This window comes from Serratia sp. AXJ-M (genome assembly GCF_046531865.1).
In the GTDB taxonomy this organism is placed as follows: Bacteria; Pseudomonadota; Gammaproteobacteria; order Enterobacterales; family Enterobacteriaceae; genus Serratia; species Serratia liquefaciens.
In genome coordinates this window covers 4,202,535-4,217,131 of record NZ_CP059394.1, presented here as the reverse complement: position 1 = coordinate 4,217,131, position 14,597 = coordinate 4,202,535, and the positions used below count along the sequence as shown (strand labels likewise).

Genomic DNA, 14,597 nt, shown 5'->3' with positions numbered 1-14,597 from the left:
TCGTCGATTCGCTCACACTCTGAGACACCGGCGCGCAAAATCCGTGTTGCACATTGACAGGGAATAAAAAATATATTCTATTTAAAAATATATTTTATTCACATGAAAAAGGATATCCCGTGTCAATGTCCGCAAACGAAGGAATGCAGAGCATTCAGGAAATGGTAGACAGCACGGGGACGCGTCGCGGCCAAGTGCTGTTGCTGACTATGTGCGCGCTTTGTCTACTGTGTGATGGTTTCGATATCCAGGCTATGGGTTATGCCGCACCGGCCATTCGGGATGCCTGGTCGCTGGAAACCGCGGTGCTGGGCCCGGTGTTTAGCGCCGGCTTGGCCGGCATTGCCATCGGTGCCTTTGCTCTGGGCTGGCTTGCCGATCGCATCGGGCGTAGGCCGTCCATCATTTCTGCCACACTCATTTTTGGCGTATTCACCCTGTGCTCTGCCTTCGCCCAGAATGTTAACCAACTGATGGCGTTCCGTTTCCTTGCCGGTATAGCCTTAGGCGGCGTGATGCCCAACTGTATTGCGTTGGTTGTCGAATACAGCCCCTTACGCCAGCGAGCGACCTATATCACCGCGATAACCTGTTTTTTTGCGATCGGCGGTGGGCTGGGTGGCGTTACCGCGGCTTTGCTGATCCCGCTCGTTGGCTGGCAGGCTATTTTTATTCTCGGGGGGCTTTTGCCGATTATCCTGGCGATTTCTATGTGGGCTTACCTGCCGGAGTCGGCACAATGGATGTTGAGATGCGGAAAGGGAGAAGCGGCAATTCGTTCAACCTTGCGAAAAGTGTTTCCGGAGCAGCAGGCCATGAGCGTCGATCTTTCCAACAGCCACATGGGCATGCAGCGCGCCAAAGCCACGGTGGTTGATCTCTTTCGAGATAACCGTGCTGCGTTCACCTTGCTGCTTTGGCTGGTGAATTTTATGAATCTTATCGATCTCTATTTTTTGGCAAATTGGCTGCCAACCCTGATCAAGGACGCGGGCCTGTCGCTGGAAATCGCCAATTTAGCCACGGGAGCATTACAGTTTGGCGGGGTTTTAGGCACCTTGGCGCTGGGTCGCCTGATTGATAAATTCGGGGCTTACAGCGTGCTTATCACCGGCTTTTCAATTGCGGCCCTTTCAATAGCCGCGATAGGTTTTGAGCCGAAAAATCTGCTGATACTGTTCAGCTCGGTCTTTGTTACAGGCGTTTTCGTCGTCGGCGGCATGCCGGGGGTAAATGCGCTGGCTGCCGGCGGTTACCCGACATTTTTGCGTTCAACCGGTTTAGGTTGGGGGCTGGGTATAGGGCGGGGCGCTTCGATGCTCGGGCCTCTATTGGGGGCTGCACTGATTGCCCGCCATTGGATGGCATCCGATCTGTTGCTGCTTGCGGCGGTGCCGGCGGTGGTATCGGCGTTAGCCATTGGGGGGATGTGGCTGCAAAAACGTGAAAGTCATTATGATTGATCGGGTGTGCTAACCTGATTTCATGGACGTCAGGGAGAGGGCGTTGTTCGCGGGAGTGAAATCGGGATTGGTGGATTTCAGATACAAAAAAACACCCGTTAAGGTGCTTATCTGTGGTCATTAAGATTGGTTGCGGAGGCCGGATTTGAACCGACGACCTTCGGGTTATGAGCCCGACGAGCTACCAGGCTGCTCCACCCCGCGTCCGTCTTAATGCTTGTATTATCGTAAACCAACTTTCATAAGATACCGCTGGTACAGTATCGGTTGGTTGCGGGGGCCGGATTTGAACCGACGACCTTCGGGTTATGAGCCCGACGAGCTACCAGGCTGCTCCACCCCGCGTCCGTATAATACTTTTTTCATCGAATCCAACACTTACTTGATACTGCTCTTGCAGTATCGGTTGGTTGCGGAGGCCGGATTTGAACCGACGACCTTCGGGTTATGAGCCCGACGAGCTACCAGGCTGCTCCACCCCGCGTCCGATGGAAGCGCACTATACTCTCCGTGCATTTTGTTGCAACCCTTTTTGCATTTTATTGAACTAAAACAGCCTTTCTGTCGAATAAGTCCGCAACTTGCGTTCTTTTTCATCATTATCCGGCCGAGGGCTTTTTTTATAGGCGGCGATTCCTTTATCTATGGGCGTTTGTTATCGTTCGCCGGTAGATCATATCAGTTGAGAGTGTGCGCGATGAAAGGACGTTGGGGCAAATACCTGCTGGGCGGGTTAGTGGTAGCGATACTGGCAGGCTGTTCGTCAAAGCCGACCGATCGGGGACAGCAATATAAGGATGGACGCCTGGATCAGTCGCTGGAGTTGGTGAATCAACCCAACGCGAAAGGGGTTCCTGTAAATGCCAAGGATTATTCAGATCAGCTGATGGAGATTAAATACGCTTCTCCTTCACTTTTTAATCGCAACAACACCACCTATCAGGCAGTACAGAACTGGATGGCCTCCGGCGCCGATACGCGCAATCTGAACCAGTACGGCCTCAGCGCTTACCAGATGGAAGGCGTAGACAACTACGGCAACGTTCAGTTTACCGGTTATTACACGCCGGTAGTGCAGGCGCGCTATACCCAGCAGGGTGAGTTCCGTTATCCGCTGTACCGCATGCCGCCAAAAGGAAAAGGCCGCCTGCCCGATCGCGCGGGTATTTACTCAGGCGCGTTGGATGACCGTTATATCGTGGCGTACACCAACTCCCTGATGGACAACTTTATGATGGAAGTCCAGGGCAGTGGCTATGTGGATTACGGCAACGGTCAACCGTTGGTGTTCTTCGGCTACGGCGGCAAGAACGGCCATGCTTATCGCAGCATTGGCAAGGTACTGATCGATCGCGGTGAAGTGGCGAAGGCAGATATGTCGATGCAGGCGATTCGTCAGTGGGCGGATACCCACAGCGCGGCAGAAGTGCGTGAGCTGCTGGAACAAAACCCTTCCTTTGTCTTCTTCCGTCCGGAGGCCTTTGCACCGGTACGGGGCGCCAGTGCGGTGCCGCTGATCGCCAAAGCCTCGGTGGCCTCCGACCGTTCACTGATCCCGGCGGGCACCACGCTGCTGGCGGAAGTGCCACTGCTGGACAACAAGGGTAAATTCACGGGAAAATATGAGATGCGTCTGATGGTGGCGCTGGACGTCGGTGGGGCGATCAAAGGCCAGCACTTCGATATGTACCAGGGCATCGGGGCTGACGCCGGTCACTCGGCGGGTTATTACAACCACTATGGCCGCGTTTGGGTGCTCAAAGGCGCCAACGTAAACGCGCCGCTGTTTACCAGCCAGACCAGCTCCGCCTCCGGCGGTTCGCTGTTGGTCACCCGTTAACGGCATCAGGCTTTACCCGATAAATTTCAGGCTGGTCGTCTGACTGTGGCTTGAAAGGCAACGGGTATACCGATATTGACCCGCGAGGGCCGGATCCTCCGGCCCTCGAGACTGCAGACAAACATATAATGTTTGGTGGCAGGCGCTAAAGATTTTGAAAATAATCAGGAAAATCAATTTATTGATTTTCGGCTGATAACACAAAGGGGGAAAAACCACGCTTTTATCCCCCTTTGTCAATAATCTTAAGGGCCGGATCCTCCGGCCCTTATCATTTGCAAAGTTAAGGTAATCAAAGCGTTATGAGCACAGCCTATTCTGAAGCCTATCTGCAGCGTTTTGGCGGCACGGCACGTTTATACGGTCAGCAGGCGTTGGCGCTGTTTGCCCAGGCGCACATTTGCGTGATTGGCATCGGCGGCGTGGGCTCCTGGGCGGCAGAAGCGCTGGCGCGTACCGGCATCGGCGCTATTACGCTGATTGATATGGACGATGTCTGCGTCACCAACACCAACCGTCAAATTCATGCGCTGCGCCAACATGTCGGGCAGTCAAAAACGGAAGTGATGGCGGAGCGTATTCTGGCGATCAACCCAGAGTGTCGGGTGACCTGCATTGACGATTTCATTACGGCGGACAACGTTGCCGAGCTGCTCGATAACAATTTCAGCTACGTCATTGACGCGATTGACAGCGTGCGGCCGAAGGCGGCACTGTTGGCTTATTGTCGACGCTACAAGATACCTGTGGTCACCACCGGCGGTGCCGGTGGACAGATAGACCCGACCCAGATTGCGGTGGTTGATCTGGCGAAAACCATACAGGATCCGCTGGCGGCCAAGCTGCGTGAGCGGCTGAAAAATGATTTCAACGTGGTGAAGAGCAGCAAGGGCAAGCTGGGCATCGACTGCGTGTTTTCCAGCGAACCCTTGGTTTATCCGCAGCCGGATGGCAGCGTTTGCGCGTCGCGCAGCACCGCAGAAGGGCCAAAAAGAATGGATTGCAGTGCGGGATTCGGTGCGGCAACCATGGTTACCGCGACCTTTGGCTTTGTCGCCGTTTCCCACGCGCTGAAAAAGATGGTAGCGAAAGCCGCGCGTCAGGCGTAGCGGGCGCCGATCGCTTTCACAGCGGCAGCCAGCGCTTCCAGTCCACTGGCTCGGGTGGCGCTGAGCTGGGCGCGTAGCGCCAACTGATCAAACAACCCCAAGGGGTCCATCGCCGCGATTTGTTGCGGCGTTTTTCCTTCTACCGCCGTCAGCAGCACCGCCAACAGGCCGCGTACGATACGACCTTCGCTGTCGCCATAAAAATGCAGCGTCCCGTCCGCCTGCAACTGATGCCCCAGCCAGACCCGGTTTTCACAGCCGCTCAATTCCATTTCCGCTGCACGTAATGCTTCCGGCAACGGGGGCAGCTGCTTTGCCAACATAATCAGTTGGCGATAGCGATCTTCCCACTGTTTCAGCGCGGTAAATTTTTCGATTAGCGCCTCGGCGGTGATTTCACGGCCAAAGGGATGAGGGGCAAGCATAGCGTCTCCGGTGTTCATTCAGTCTAGTCGGCCAGCAGGTCGATGGCGTTGATCAGGGCTGCGACCAAAGCATCGACATCTTCCAGGGTGTTATAAGGTGCAAAGGAGGCGCGCAGCGTCCCACTGACCCCGAGCGCCGCCATCAGCGGTTGGGCGCAGTGCTGGCCGGCACGTACGGCGATGCCTTGTTCTGCCAGCAGGGTGACGATGTCGCTGTGGTGGATGCCGGCAATATCGAATGCCAGCAGGCTGGAGCCTGAGCAACGGAAGCTGCGAAAGCCCGGTAATCCCCCCAACCTTTGTTCGGCGTTATCGGCCAGGCCACGGCTGTAGCGTTCGGCAGCCAACATGTCCTGATTGCCAAGCCACTCCAGTGCGGCGGCTAACCCCAACACGCCGGCGATATTAGGCGTGCCTGCTTCAAAGCAGTGAGGAGGCTTTTGCGGCGTGAACCCCTCGAACGATGCCTGGGTCAGCATCTTGCCGCCGCCCTGCCACGGTGCCATTTGCGCCAATAACTCGCTCTTGCCATATAGCGCCCCTATGCCGGTTGGGCCGTAGAGTTTGTGGCCGGAGAAAGCGTAGAAATCAATATCAAGTCGCTGAACATCGGCAGGGCAGTGCACTATGCCTTGCGCGCCGTCGATCATCACGCGTGCGCCGGCGCGGTGGGCCAAAGTGATGGCATACGCCAGATCCGGGCAGCCGCCGGTGACGTTGGACATTTGCCCCAGTGCCAGCAGACGGGTTTTGGCGTTGAGCAGGCCAGGCAACAATGTCAGGTCCGGCAGGCGATCTGCACCAAGGGGCAGTTTTACCACCCGAGCTCCGGTTTGCTCTGCCACTATCAACCAGGGGATCAGATTGGCGTGATGCTCGGCCTCGCTCACCAGAATTTCGTCACCCGGTTGCAGCAGTGGGCGAGCATAGCTCTGCGCTATCAGGTTGATGGCTTCGGTGGTGCCGCGGGTCCAGATAATATCATCGGCTGAAGGGGCGTTGATCAGTGTAGCGACCTGTTGGCGCGCCTGCTCGAAACGGGCAGTCAGGTCCTGTGCGGCCCTATGCTGGCTACGATGCACCGTTGCCGCATCGTCACGATAAAACTGCTGCGTAGCGGCGATGACCGCCAGAGGTTTTAATGCGGTGGCGGCGCTGTCGAGATAAATGCCCGCCTGCTGCAATGCAGGAAACTGATTACGGAAGTCGATGGGATTAAAAGGCGTCATACCCTGATTATCACTGGCTGGAGTCAATCACTGATCCTGTCTTATTTTACGGCTGGAGACAAGCTATCACGACCATTAGGACTTATCGCCTGGCAATCTTGGGAAAGTTTGTTATGCTAATAAGTACGCGCTAAATAATGGCGTTGAATAATAGAAAGGGTTTTTTACAGCATTTAAAACTACAAGGAGTCCACAATGAAGAAGACAGCCGCAGTTATCTCTGCTCTGATGCTTACGTTCACCCTGGCAGCCTGCTCCAGCAATTACGTGATGCACACCAATGATGGGCGCACTATTGTCGCTGACGGCAAGCCAAAAGTGGACAACGACACCGGGATGATCAGCTATAAAGATGCCAACGGTGTTGAGCAGCAGATCAACCGCTCCGACGTGAAAGAAATGGTTGAAAGCAACCAGTAAACGTCAGGCAAAAAAAAGCACCGCAAAGCTTGCGGTGCTGCATAAAATCACTATGGACAGACAGGGTAAATGTACAGGAAGTGAAAAAACAGTAGCTTAGCTACCACGTCTGGATTGCCAGACAATTTGCAAACACAACATCACAACCACAAGCCAAAAGTTCATCGGCGTCCTCGACACCCACTCCCTTTTCGTTCCGGCCCGGGAAGTGCCGCCACTATAGGTATTTGCTGGCGCATGCTCAACGGACAATTTATAATGGCTCGGATTAAAAAAACTAATGGTAGCGCTTTGTTGTTCTGTGCCTTTTGCACCGCACACCACGCCGCCTGATTTTTTATGCCGAATCACTCGGAATATTGTTACACAAAAGTAGCTAATAAATGTCTAAACGCTTACCACCTCTGAATGCACTGCGGGTCTTTGACGCGGCTGCTCGTCATCTGAGTTTTACCAAAGCGGCTGAAGAACTGTTTGTCACCCAAGCCGCGGTGAGCCACCAGATCAAGTCGCTGGAGGACTTCCTCGGCCTGAAGCTGTTTCGGCGCCGCAACCGCTCGCTGTTGCTGACGGAAGAAGGGCAAAGTTATTATCTGGATATCAAGGAAATCTTCTCCTCGATCAATGAGGCAACGCGCAAGTTACAGGCGCGCAGCGCCAAGGGTGCACTGACCGTCAGTTTGCCCCCGAGTTTTGCCATTCAGTGGCTGGTGCCCCGCCTGTCCGGCTTTAACTCAGCTTATCCGGGAATTGACGTGCGTATCCAGGCGGTGGACCGTGAAGAAGACAAGCTGGCGGATGACGTGGACGTGGCGATTTTCTATGGTCGCGGCAACTGGACTGGGTTGCGCGCCGAGCGTTTATACGCGGAATACCTGCTGCCGGTATGCTCTCCCAGCCTGCTTACCGGCGAACATGCGTTAAAAATGACGAGCGATCTGGCTTATCACACGCTACTGCATGATACTTCACGCCGCGATTGGCTGGCCTACACGCGCCAGTTGGGGTTGCAGCACATCAATGTACAGCAGGGGCCGATTTTCAGCCACAGCGCCATGGTGGTTCAGGCGGCAGTGCATGGGCAGGGGATTGCGCTGGTCAATAACGTGATGGCGCAGACCGAGATCGAAGCCGGGCGATTGGTATGCCCGTTTAACGACGTCCTGGTCAGTAAAAATGCTTTTTATCTGGTATGTCATGACAGTCAGGCAGAACTGGGTAAAATAGCCGCCTTTCGTCAGTGGATCCTGGCGCGGGCAGCCAGCGAGCAAGAAAAGTTCCGCTTTCGCTACGAACAATGAGGCCGGTCGCCGTTTTGTCGCCGCCGGTTTTTTTCAATAAAGGTAAATAACGATGAGCAGTCGTTCAATGCTGATTTTTGCCGCTATCAGCGGTTTTGTATTTGTTGCTCTGGGCGCGTTTGGCGCACACGTATTAAGTGGCACGCTGGGCGCTAACGAGATGGCCTGGATCCGTACCGGGCTGGAATATCAGGGCTTTCATACCCTGACGATCCTGGCACTGGCAGTGGCGATGCAACGCCGTGTCAGCCTGTGGTTTTACTGGAGCGGGGCGTTATTGGCGCTCGGCACCGTACTGTTCAGCGGCAGCCTGTACTGCCTGGCGCTGTCGCACCTGAAGGTCTGGGTCTATATCACGCCGATTGGCGGCGTGTGTTTCCTGGCCGGTTGGGTATTGATGTTGATTGGCGCTTTGCGTCTGAGGAAAAAGGCCGAGCGCCATGAATAAGATTGCGTTGTATTGCCGCCAGGGTTTTGAAAAAGAGTGTGCGGCGGAAATTACCGCCAAGGCTGCCGAGCTGGAAGTGTTTGGCTTCGCCAGAGTGAAGGACAACAGCGGCTACGTGCTTTTTGAGTGCTACCAACCGGACGATGCCGATCGCCTGGCGCGGGAAATTCCGTTCCGCGAGCTGATTTTTGCCCGCCAGATGCTGGTGGTGGGCGAACTGCTGCGTGATTTGCCGCCGGAAGATCGCGTATCACCGATCGTTGGCATGCTGATTGGCGTGGTCGACCGTGGTGGTGAGCTGCGAGTAGAAGTGCCGGACACCAACGAAAGCAAAGAGCTGATGAAGTTCTGCCGCAAACTGACGGTGCCGTTGCGCGCCGCGATGCGTGAGCAGAAAGTGTTGATGGCCCGTGAGAATGCAACCCGTCCGGTGGTGCACGTGTTCTTTATCGCGCCGGGTTGCTGTTATGTCGGTTACTCCTTCAGCAACAACAACTCACCGTTCTATATGGGCATTCCGCGCCTTAAATTCCCTTCCGACGCGCCAAGCCGTTCTACGCTGAAGCTGGAAGAGGCATTCCACGTGTTTATCCCCGCCGACGAGTGGGACGAGCGTTTGGCCAGCGGTATGCATGCGGTCGATCTGGGGGCCTGTCCGGGCGGTTGGACCTACCAACTGGTGCAACGCAGCATGATGGTGCACGCGGTGGACAATGGCCCGATGGCGCCAAGCCTGATGGATACCGGACAGGTAACCCATCACCGCGCCGACGGGTTCAGATATGAACCTTCCAGCAGCAAGATTTACTGGCTGGTGTGTGACATGGTGGAAAAACCTGCGAAGGTGACCAGCTTGATGATCCAATGGCTGGTGAAAGGCTGGTGTCGCGAGGCGATCTTCAACCTGAAGTTGCCGATGAAAAAACGCTACGAAGAGGTTTCGCAGAACCTGCAGTCGATCAGGGAAGCGCTGGATGCGGCGGGTATCAGCTCGCAAATCCATGCCAAGCAGCTGTACCACGATCGTGAAGAAGTTACCGTGCACGTTCGCCGTATGTGGTCTGCCGTGGCTGGTCGTCGCGACGAGCGTGATTAATTGAGCGGGCGCTTTCTGCAGCGCCCTGGTTTATGCCGGTAACCGCAGTTGCTGCAGGTTACCGGTTAACGTCAGGTCGGTGCGCAAGGTGGCGACCTTTTTACTGACATAAGCCATGTCGCGGTGTTGTTGCAGTTTACCGCGCCATTTCTCCGGCACCTGCTCCAGGGCCTGGTAGAGCCCGTCCAGCGAACCTGCCTGCTGCAACAGCAATACCGCCGTTTTCGGTCCGATGCCGGCTACGCCAGGGATCTTGCTGCTACTGATCCCCGCCAATCCCCAGTAGTCCGCCAACTGCTGTGGCGATACCCCAAACTCCTGCTGCACAAACGGCATATCCAGCCAGCGCTTTTGAAAGTAATCGCGGATTTGCACGCTGGGTGCCAACAACTGACAGTAACCTTTGTCGGTGGACACAATAGTGACCTGATGGCCGCCGCCGGCGACTTTGGCCGTCAGCGTTGCCGCCAGATCGTCCGCTTCATTGCCTGGTGAGTGCCAACAGCCAACGCCGAGAGCCTCGAACGCCTGGCGAAGCTGCGGCATTTCCTGCTGCAGATTCTCCGGCATCGGCGAACGTCCAGCCTTATAGTCGGGCAGGATCTGATGACGCCAGCTTTCGCTGCGATCGTCCTCGTCGAATACCGCCACCGCGTGCGTTGGGCGGCTGTGCTGGATCAACTGTTGCACGGCGTGCTGGCAGGCGTTGACACAGGGAGACCCCTGCACGGCGTGAATGCGGCGGATGAGGTTGAGGGCGTCGACAATCAGTAGGTGTATAGGCATTAACTCGTCGTCTTTCAAGCTGCAACGTTGCTGACTTCACGTACTCCCCCCAAGTAAGCTCCGGGGATGAACACGCTTACCGCCTGGCTGCAACTTGAAATCCATATAGAGTAAAGGCGGAAAAGTCAGGTAAAAAGAAGGGCGGTTATTAAGCCGCCCCGGAGAGTTCATTAAGCGACTATTTCGTAGCAGGGCACATAGGCGCTGCCCGGCAGCTTCATACGGTGTTGAGCGACGAAGCCCTGCAACAGGCTGTCCATCTGTTTCATCATCTGCGGTTCGCCGTGCAGCTTGTACGGGCCGAACTGTTCGATGGCATGAATGCCATTTTCCTTCACGTTGCCGGCGACGATGCCGGAAAACGCGCGGCGTAGCGCAGCGGCCAACTGTTCGGCCGGCTGGTCCGGATACAGGTTGAGATTCGCCATATTTTCATGGCTCGGCTCGAACGGCAATTGCAGATCCGGCGCGATGCGAATAGACCAGTTGAAGCTGTAGGCATCGCCGGTATTGCGGCGGTTTTCTTTCACCAGCGGCATGGCTTTTTTCATCTGCCGCGCCACTTCGGCCGGATCGTCGATGATGATGGTGTAATGGCGGCGCGCTGCGTCCCCCAGCGTGTTCATGATGAACTCGTCCAACACGCGGAAATAGTCGGCGCTCTCTTTTGGCCCGGTGAGGATCAGCGGCAAGACCTGTTCGCTGTTTTCAGGGTTCATCAGAATACCCAGCAGATACAGCAGTTCTTCCGCCGTGCCAACGCCGCCCGGGAAGATGATGATACCGTGGGCAATACGGACGAAGGCCTCCAGGCGTTTTTCGATGTCCGGCATGATAACCAGCTCATTGACCAGCGGGTTTGGCGGTTCTGCGGCAATGATTGAAGGTTCGGTCATGCCGATAAAACGGCTGTTGCGGTAGCGCTGCTGGGCGTGGCCCACGGCGGCGCCTTTCATCGGCGCTTCCATGGCACCCGGTCCGCAGCCGGTACAGATATTCAGCTCGCGCAGGCCCAGTTGGCTGCCGACCTTGCGGGCATAAAGGTATTCATTTTCATTGATCGAATGGCCGCCCCAGCACACCACCAGGTTAGGATCCTCATCGAGGTGCAACGCACGGGCGTTACGCAGGATAGAGAACACCAGGTTGGTAATGTGGGCCGAGTTTTCCAGATTCAGATGCTGGAAACGGCCGGCGCTGTCGATCTGCCCGTGAACGAACAGAATATCGCGCAGCACGGCGAACAGGTTGGCCTGCAGCGAGCGGATAATTCGACCGTCGACAAAGGCGTCTTCCGGTGGGTTAACCAGTTCCAGTTTCACACCGCGCTCACGGCGCAGCACGTTGATATCAAAGGTTTCGTAGCGTGACAGCAGCTGTTTGCTGTTGTCGGTCTGGCTGCCGGAGTTCAAAACGGCCAGCGAACAGTTGCGGAACAAACGGTATAGATCACTGCTGGCGGTACGCTTCAGCATGTCTACTTCCAGCTGCGACAGCAAATCCATAGAGCCAAGCGGGCTGATGTGTGTAATCAAGGTAACTCCTTTGCACCCGGAACGGGGCAGTAGTAATCCATACGCAGCAAAACAGCATCTCGTTATTGTCAGGGCACGGCGGCAAAACCCGACCGGAATGCCCGGCGCACCTGATTTAACCTTACCGCCGTCCCCCGATTTTTACCAACACAAACCACTCGTTAGCTCAGTTGTTGAGCAATGTTTCGCACTATTGGCGTGTCGGACGACCTCGAAACGGGACAAAGTCCGTTTTGCTGCGCCAGGGATTGATGTCCTGCCCGCCGCGACGGGGGCAACGTGCGTAGATTGTCAGGCTTTGCCCAGCGTCAGTTCCGACAGGGAGGGGGCTTGGTCGGAGGACATCTGCTGTCACCTTGGTGAGAGATAGGTACAATGGTCGCCAGTTTACCGTATGCGAGAAAAAATATGGACCACGATGTACCGCACGCCCTGCGTGAATTTACCCAGCGTTATGTTGAGCTTTGGCAGCAGGAGCGCGGTCATGCGCCGGCAAGTCAGGAGCTGTACGGCGTGCCGTCGCCCTGCCTGGTCGAAAACCGTGATGACCAGGCGCTGTGGTTGCCGCAACCCTTCACCCCGGCCGCAACGCTGGAAAAGGTAGAGACTGCGCTTGAGCTTCGTCTGCAGCCGGACATCAATCTGTTTTATACCCAGCAGTATGCTGGCGATATGGGTGCGCAGTTCGGCGAACATCATTTGACCTTGCTGCAGGTATGGAGCGAAGACGATTTTATCCGCCTGCAGGAAAACCTGATCGGTCATCTGGTAACGCAAAAACGTTTGAAACTGTCCCCGACGCTGTTCCTGGCAACCACCGAATCAGAAATGACTCTGGTCTCTTTGTGCAACGTCAGTGGGAATGTGGTGCTGGAGCAATTTGGCAGCGATAAGCGCACCTTACTGGCGGCGTCGTTGGGCAATTTCCTCGATGCATTGCGCCCGCGGATTGACGCTTGACGCTAATTTAACCGTATCCCGTGTGAGATATCTCGCACACGGGCTGTGAGAGATCGCTTTTAATTTTCACCGCATTGTCGCTGAGATGGATTTTATTGTTATCCAGATCAATTGGTTAGTTTTTCTTTAGGATAACTCTTAGCATTAATTTTCCGTCAGCCTGCCGGTAAGCTCTTGTGAACCCGGGATAATTGAGCGATCTTATGTTCACCGGAAGGGATACGGCGGAGCTGGAAAGCATCAGGATGATGCAGCTTCAGGAAGAAGAAGTGGATGCGCTCAGTGAAGAGCGAAGGACGGCGTCAGGAGATGCCAGGATGTTTCAGGATTGAAACCAGGGACACCTCCAGGATGGAGATTGAGAGCCGGCAAAGGATGGTTGGCGGGTCATGAAGACTGAGGAACCGCATCAGGATGATGTTACGGGACAACGCCAGGATGGTTTGGTCAGGATGGCCGCAGGAAAAGTTTTCAAGGATTGAGCAGGGAGCACACTGTGTAGCGGGACTGCTATAAAACGAACCGAGGGCACTGTTAGCGCAGTGCCCTCAACTTTTTATACGGATTTATGCTTTAAGCCGTCAACAGGCTTAACCCTGCTCGAATTCATCTCAGTTGTTAACCAATCGCCCCCAGCGTATCGCCATCGACCTGTTTTTTAGGCAGCAGGAACAGCGTGGCATAAATATCCAGCAGATAAATCGCCGCCAGCAGGCTGATTGCCGCAGCGAAGGATACCTGCGTCACCAATGCGCCGATCACCAATGGCCCCAGGCCGCCAACGCCTCGCCCCAGATTGAACAAAATGTTTTGTGCGGTAGCGCGCGCCTGTACCGGGTAAGTATCGGAGATCAACGCGCCGTAGCCGCCAATCATCCCATTAACGAACATTCCCATCAGCGCGCCGGCAAACAGCATTAACGTCGGGTCGCTAAGTTGCGCATAGACCACTACCATCACCACCGCACCGATCTGATAGCTGATAAAAATCTTCCAGCGGCTGAAGCGGTCGGCCAAGACGCCAAACAGCCAGATACCGAACGTCATGCCGATCACCGTAACCGCTGTCCACAGGCCTGACTTGGTTAATGAGAAACCGAAGTTTTTGGCCAGGTAGGTCGGCATCCAAATCATCAGCCCGTAATAGCCGAAGTTCTGCACCGAGCACAAAATAAAAATACCGATACTGGCCTTGCTGGTGGCGCGGTCTTTGAACAGCAGCCTGATACGTTGGGCGAAAGAGAGCTGTTCACCGGTGCTTTGCTGGCGGACGAACGCTTCCGGTTCTCCCAGGGTGCGGCGGATCAGGAACGACGCCAGTGCGGGCAACAAGCCCACCAGGAACATGCCGCGCCAGCCGATATGCGTCAGCAGTAACGGGGTGAGAAACGCCGCCGCCAATACGCCAAGCTGCCAGCCCATGCCCACGTAGGCCGAGGCTCGATTGCGTTTTTCCGCCGGCCAGGCTTCGGCGATCAGCGCCATGCCGATACCGAACTCCCCGCCCAGCCCGATGCCCGCCAGCGTACGGTAGGCGAGCAAATCCCAGTAGCCTTGTGCCAGGGCACAAAGGCCGGTAAACACCGAGAACATCAGGATGGTGATGGTCAATACCCGGATACGACCAAAGCGATCGCTGAGGTGACCGAAAATCACCCCGCCCAGTACGGCGCCGATCAGCGTCCAGGTGACCAGCGAACCGGCGGCGGAAGAACTCAATCCCATTTCGATACTGATGGCCGGCAGCATAAAGCCGAGGATCAGCAAGTCAAAGCCGTCCATGGCGTAGCCGGTGACCGAAGCCAGCATGGCTTTGCCGGGCGTGGCGTGGTTTTTTGTCGTTGTGATTGCAGGCATGTGTCTAATCTGTTTGGTTTAGTCGGTGGGCCTATTGTGCCGTGGGGCGCTGGACGCCACCAGATAAAAACGGCCGTGCTAGTCAAGTCAGCCGAATTTGGGCTATAAAAATGCTATGCTTTGCCGCT

The 14,597-nt window shown here is 55.6% G+C and carries 14 protein-coding genes, 3 tRNA genes and 1 pseudogene; 9 read left to right on the top strand and 9 right to left on the bottom strand.

Features of this window, described 5'->3' with window-relative positions; translation table 11 throughout:
• The first annotated feature begins 53 nt into the window (after positions 1-53).
• Positions 54-1,463 carry an MFS transporter gene (locus tag H0S68_RS19780; RefSeq protein ID WP_217331849.1) on the top strand — a complete coding sequence of 470 codons (1,410 nt, stop codon included), beginning with the start codon at positions 54-56 and terminating at the stop codon, positions 1,461-1,463.
• A 127-nt stretch (positions 1,464-1,590) separates the two neighbouring features.
• Here the strand turns inward: H0S68_RS19780 and H0S68_RS19775 are convergent.
• The 3 genes from H0S68_RS19775 to H0S68_RS19765 all read right to left on the bottom strand — a co-directional run bounded on the left by H0S68_RS19775 (position 1,591) and on the right by H0S68_RS19765 (position 1,947).
• Positions 1,591-1,667: transfer RNA gene (locus H0S68_RS19775), tRNA-Met, on the bottom strand.
• Positions 1,668-1,731: 64 nt separating this feature from the next.
• A tRNA-Met gene (locus tag H0S68_RS19770) sits at positions 1,732-1,808 on the bottom strand.
• Between the two features lie 62 nt (positions 1,809-1,870).
• Positions 1,871-1,947, bottom strand: a tRNA-Met gene (locus H0S68_RS19765).
• Positions 1,948-2,160: 213 nt separating this feature from the next.
• Between H0S68_RS19765 and mltA the strand changes: the two genes are divergently transcribed.
• Together mltA and tcdA are read left to right on the top strand one after the other, a co-directional pair.
• On the top strand, positions 2,161-3,303 hold the full coding sequence (gene mltA, locus H0S68_RS19760; RefSeq protein ID WP_128865132.1) for a murein transglycosylase A: 1,143 nt from the start codon (positions 2,161-2,163) through the stop codon (positions 3,301-3,303).
• A 302-nt stretch (positions 3,304-3,605) separates the two neighbouring features.
• Complete coding sequence (gene tcdA, locus H0S68_RS19755; protein ID WP_122080088.1) at positions 3,606-4,412, top strand: tRNA cyclic N6-threonylcarbamoyladenosine(37) synthase TcdA; 807 nt, start codon at positions 3,606-3,608, stop codon at positions 4,410-4,412.
• On the opposite strand, the gene csdE is transcribed toward tcdA, so the two are convergent.
• Complete coding sequence (gene csdE / locus H0S68_RS19750; RefSeq protein WP_261110303.1) at positions 4,403-4,837, bottom strand: cysteine desulfurase sulfur acceptor subunit CsdE; 435 nt, start codon at positions 4,835-4,837, stop codon at positions 4,403-4,405. The genes tcdA and csdE overlap by 10 nt on opposite strands.
• Before the next feature lie 23 nt (positions 4,838-4,860).
• Positions 4,861-6,066, bottom strand: a complete 1,206-nt coding sequence (gene csdA, locus H0S68_RS19745; RefSeq protein ID WP_410529474.1) for a cysteine desulfurase CsdA — start codon at positions 6,064-6,066, stop codon at positions 4,861-4,863.
• A gap of 195 nt (positions 6,067-6,261) precedes the next feature.
• Here csdA and H0S68_RS19740 point away from each other — a divergent pair, with 195 nt between their 5' ends.
• The 4 genes from H0S68_RS19740 (at position 6,262) to rlmM (ending at position 9,331) form a co-directional block, all read left to right on the top strand.
• Positions 6,262-6,486, top strand: a complete 225-nt coding sequence (locus H0S68_RS19740; RefSeq protein WP_004952250.1) for a YgdI/YgdR family lipoprotein — start codon at positions 6,262-6,264, stop codon at positions 6,484-6,486.
• 383 nt (positions 6,487-6,869) lie between these two features.
• Positions 6,870-7,787 carry a transcriptional regulator GcvA gene (locus tag H0S68_RS19735; RefSeq protein ID WP_044553150.1) on the top strand — a complete coding sequence of 306 codons (918 nt, stop codon included), beginning with the start codon at positions 6,870-6,872 and terminating at the stop codon, positions 7,785-7,787.
• A 52-nt stretch (positions 7,788-7,839) separates the two neighbouring features.
• Entirely contained in the window at positions 7,840-8,235 is a 396-nt protein-coding gene (locus H0S68_RS19730; RefSeq protein ID WP_020828380.1) for a DUF423 domain-containing protein, read from the top strand.
• The gene (gene rlmM / locus H0S68_RS19725) at positions 8,228-9,331 is read left to right on the top strand and encodes a 23S rRNA (cytidine(2498)-2'-O)-methyltransferase RlmM (RefSeq protein ID WP_020828379.1); all 1,104 of its coding nucleotides are present in this window, start codon (positions 8,228-8,230) and stop codon (positions 9,329-9,331) included. Before H0S68_RS19730 ends, rlmM begins: the two co-directional genes overlap by 8 nt.
• Positions 9,332-9,361: 30 nt before the next feature.
• On the opposite strand, the gene xni is transcribed toward rlmM, so the two are convergent.
• The 3 genes and pseudogenes from xni to queF form a co-directional block, all read right to left on the bottom strand.
• Positions 9,362-10,117, bottom strand: coding sequence for a flap endonuclease Xni (gene xni / locus H0S68_RS19720; protein WP_262244727.1), 756 nt, complete (start codon positions 10,115-10,117; stop codon positions 9,362-9,364).
• Between the two features lie 170 nt (positions 10,118-10,287).
• Complete coding sequence (gene ppnN / locus H0S68_RS19715) at positions 10,288-11,652, bottom strand: nucleotide 5'-monophosphate nucleosidase PpnN (protein WP_122080086.1); 1,365 nt, start codon at positions 11,650-11,652, stop codon at positions 10,288-10,290.
• Positions 11,653-11,842: 190 nt separating this feature from the next.
• Positions 11,843-11,953, bottom strand: a pseudogene (gene queF / locus H0S68_RS19710) (NADPH-dependent 7-cyano-7-deazaguanine reductase QueF); the annotation flags it as partial.
• 107 nt (positions 11,954-12,060) lie between these two features.
• Between queF and syd the strand changes: the two are divergent.
• Positions 12,061-12,612, top strand: coding sequence for a SecY-interacting protein (gene syd, locus H0S68_RS19705; RefSeq protein ID WP_128865130.1), 552 nt, complete (start codon positions 12,061-12,063; stop codon positions 12,610-12,612).
• A 203-nt stretch (positions 12,613-12,815) separates the two neighbouring features.
• Positions 12,816-12,944: a hypothetical protein gene (locus H0S68_RS19700; protein ID WP_262244728.1), complete on the top strand. Its 129-nt coding sequence runs from the start codon at positions 12,816-12,818 to the stop codon at positions 12,942-12,944.
• A gap of 286 nt (positions 12,945-13,230) precedes the next feature.
• Here H0S68_RS19700 and H0S68_RS19695 read toward each other — a convergent pair whose 3' ends face one another.
• On the bottom strand, positions 13,231-14,469 hold the full coding sequence (locus H0S68_RS19695; RefSeq protein ID WP_115058140.1) for an MFS transporter: 1,239 nt from the start codon (positions 14,467-14,469) through the stop codon (positions 13,231-13,233).
• Positions 14,470-14,597: the final 128 nt, after the last annotated feature.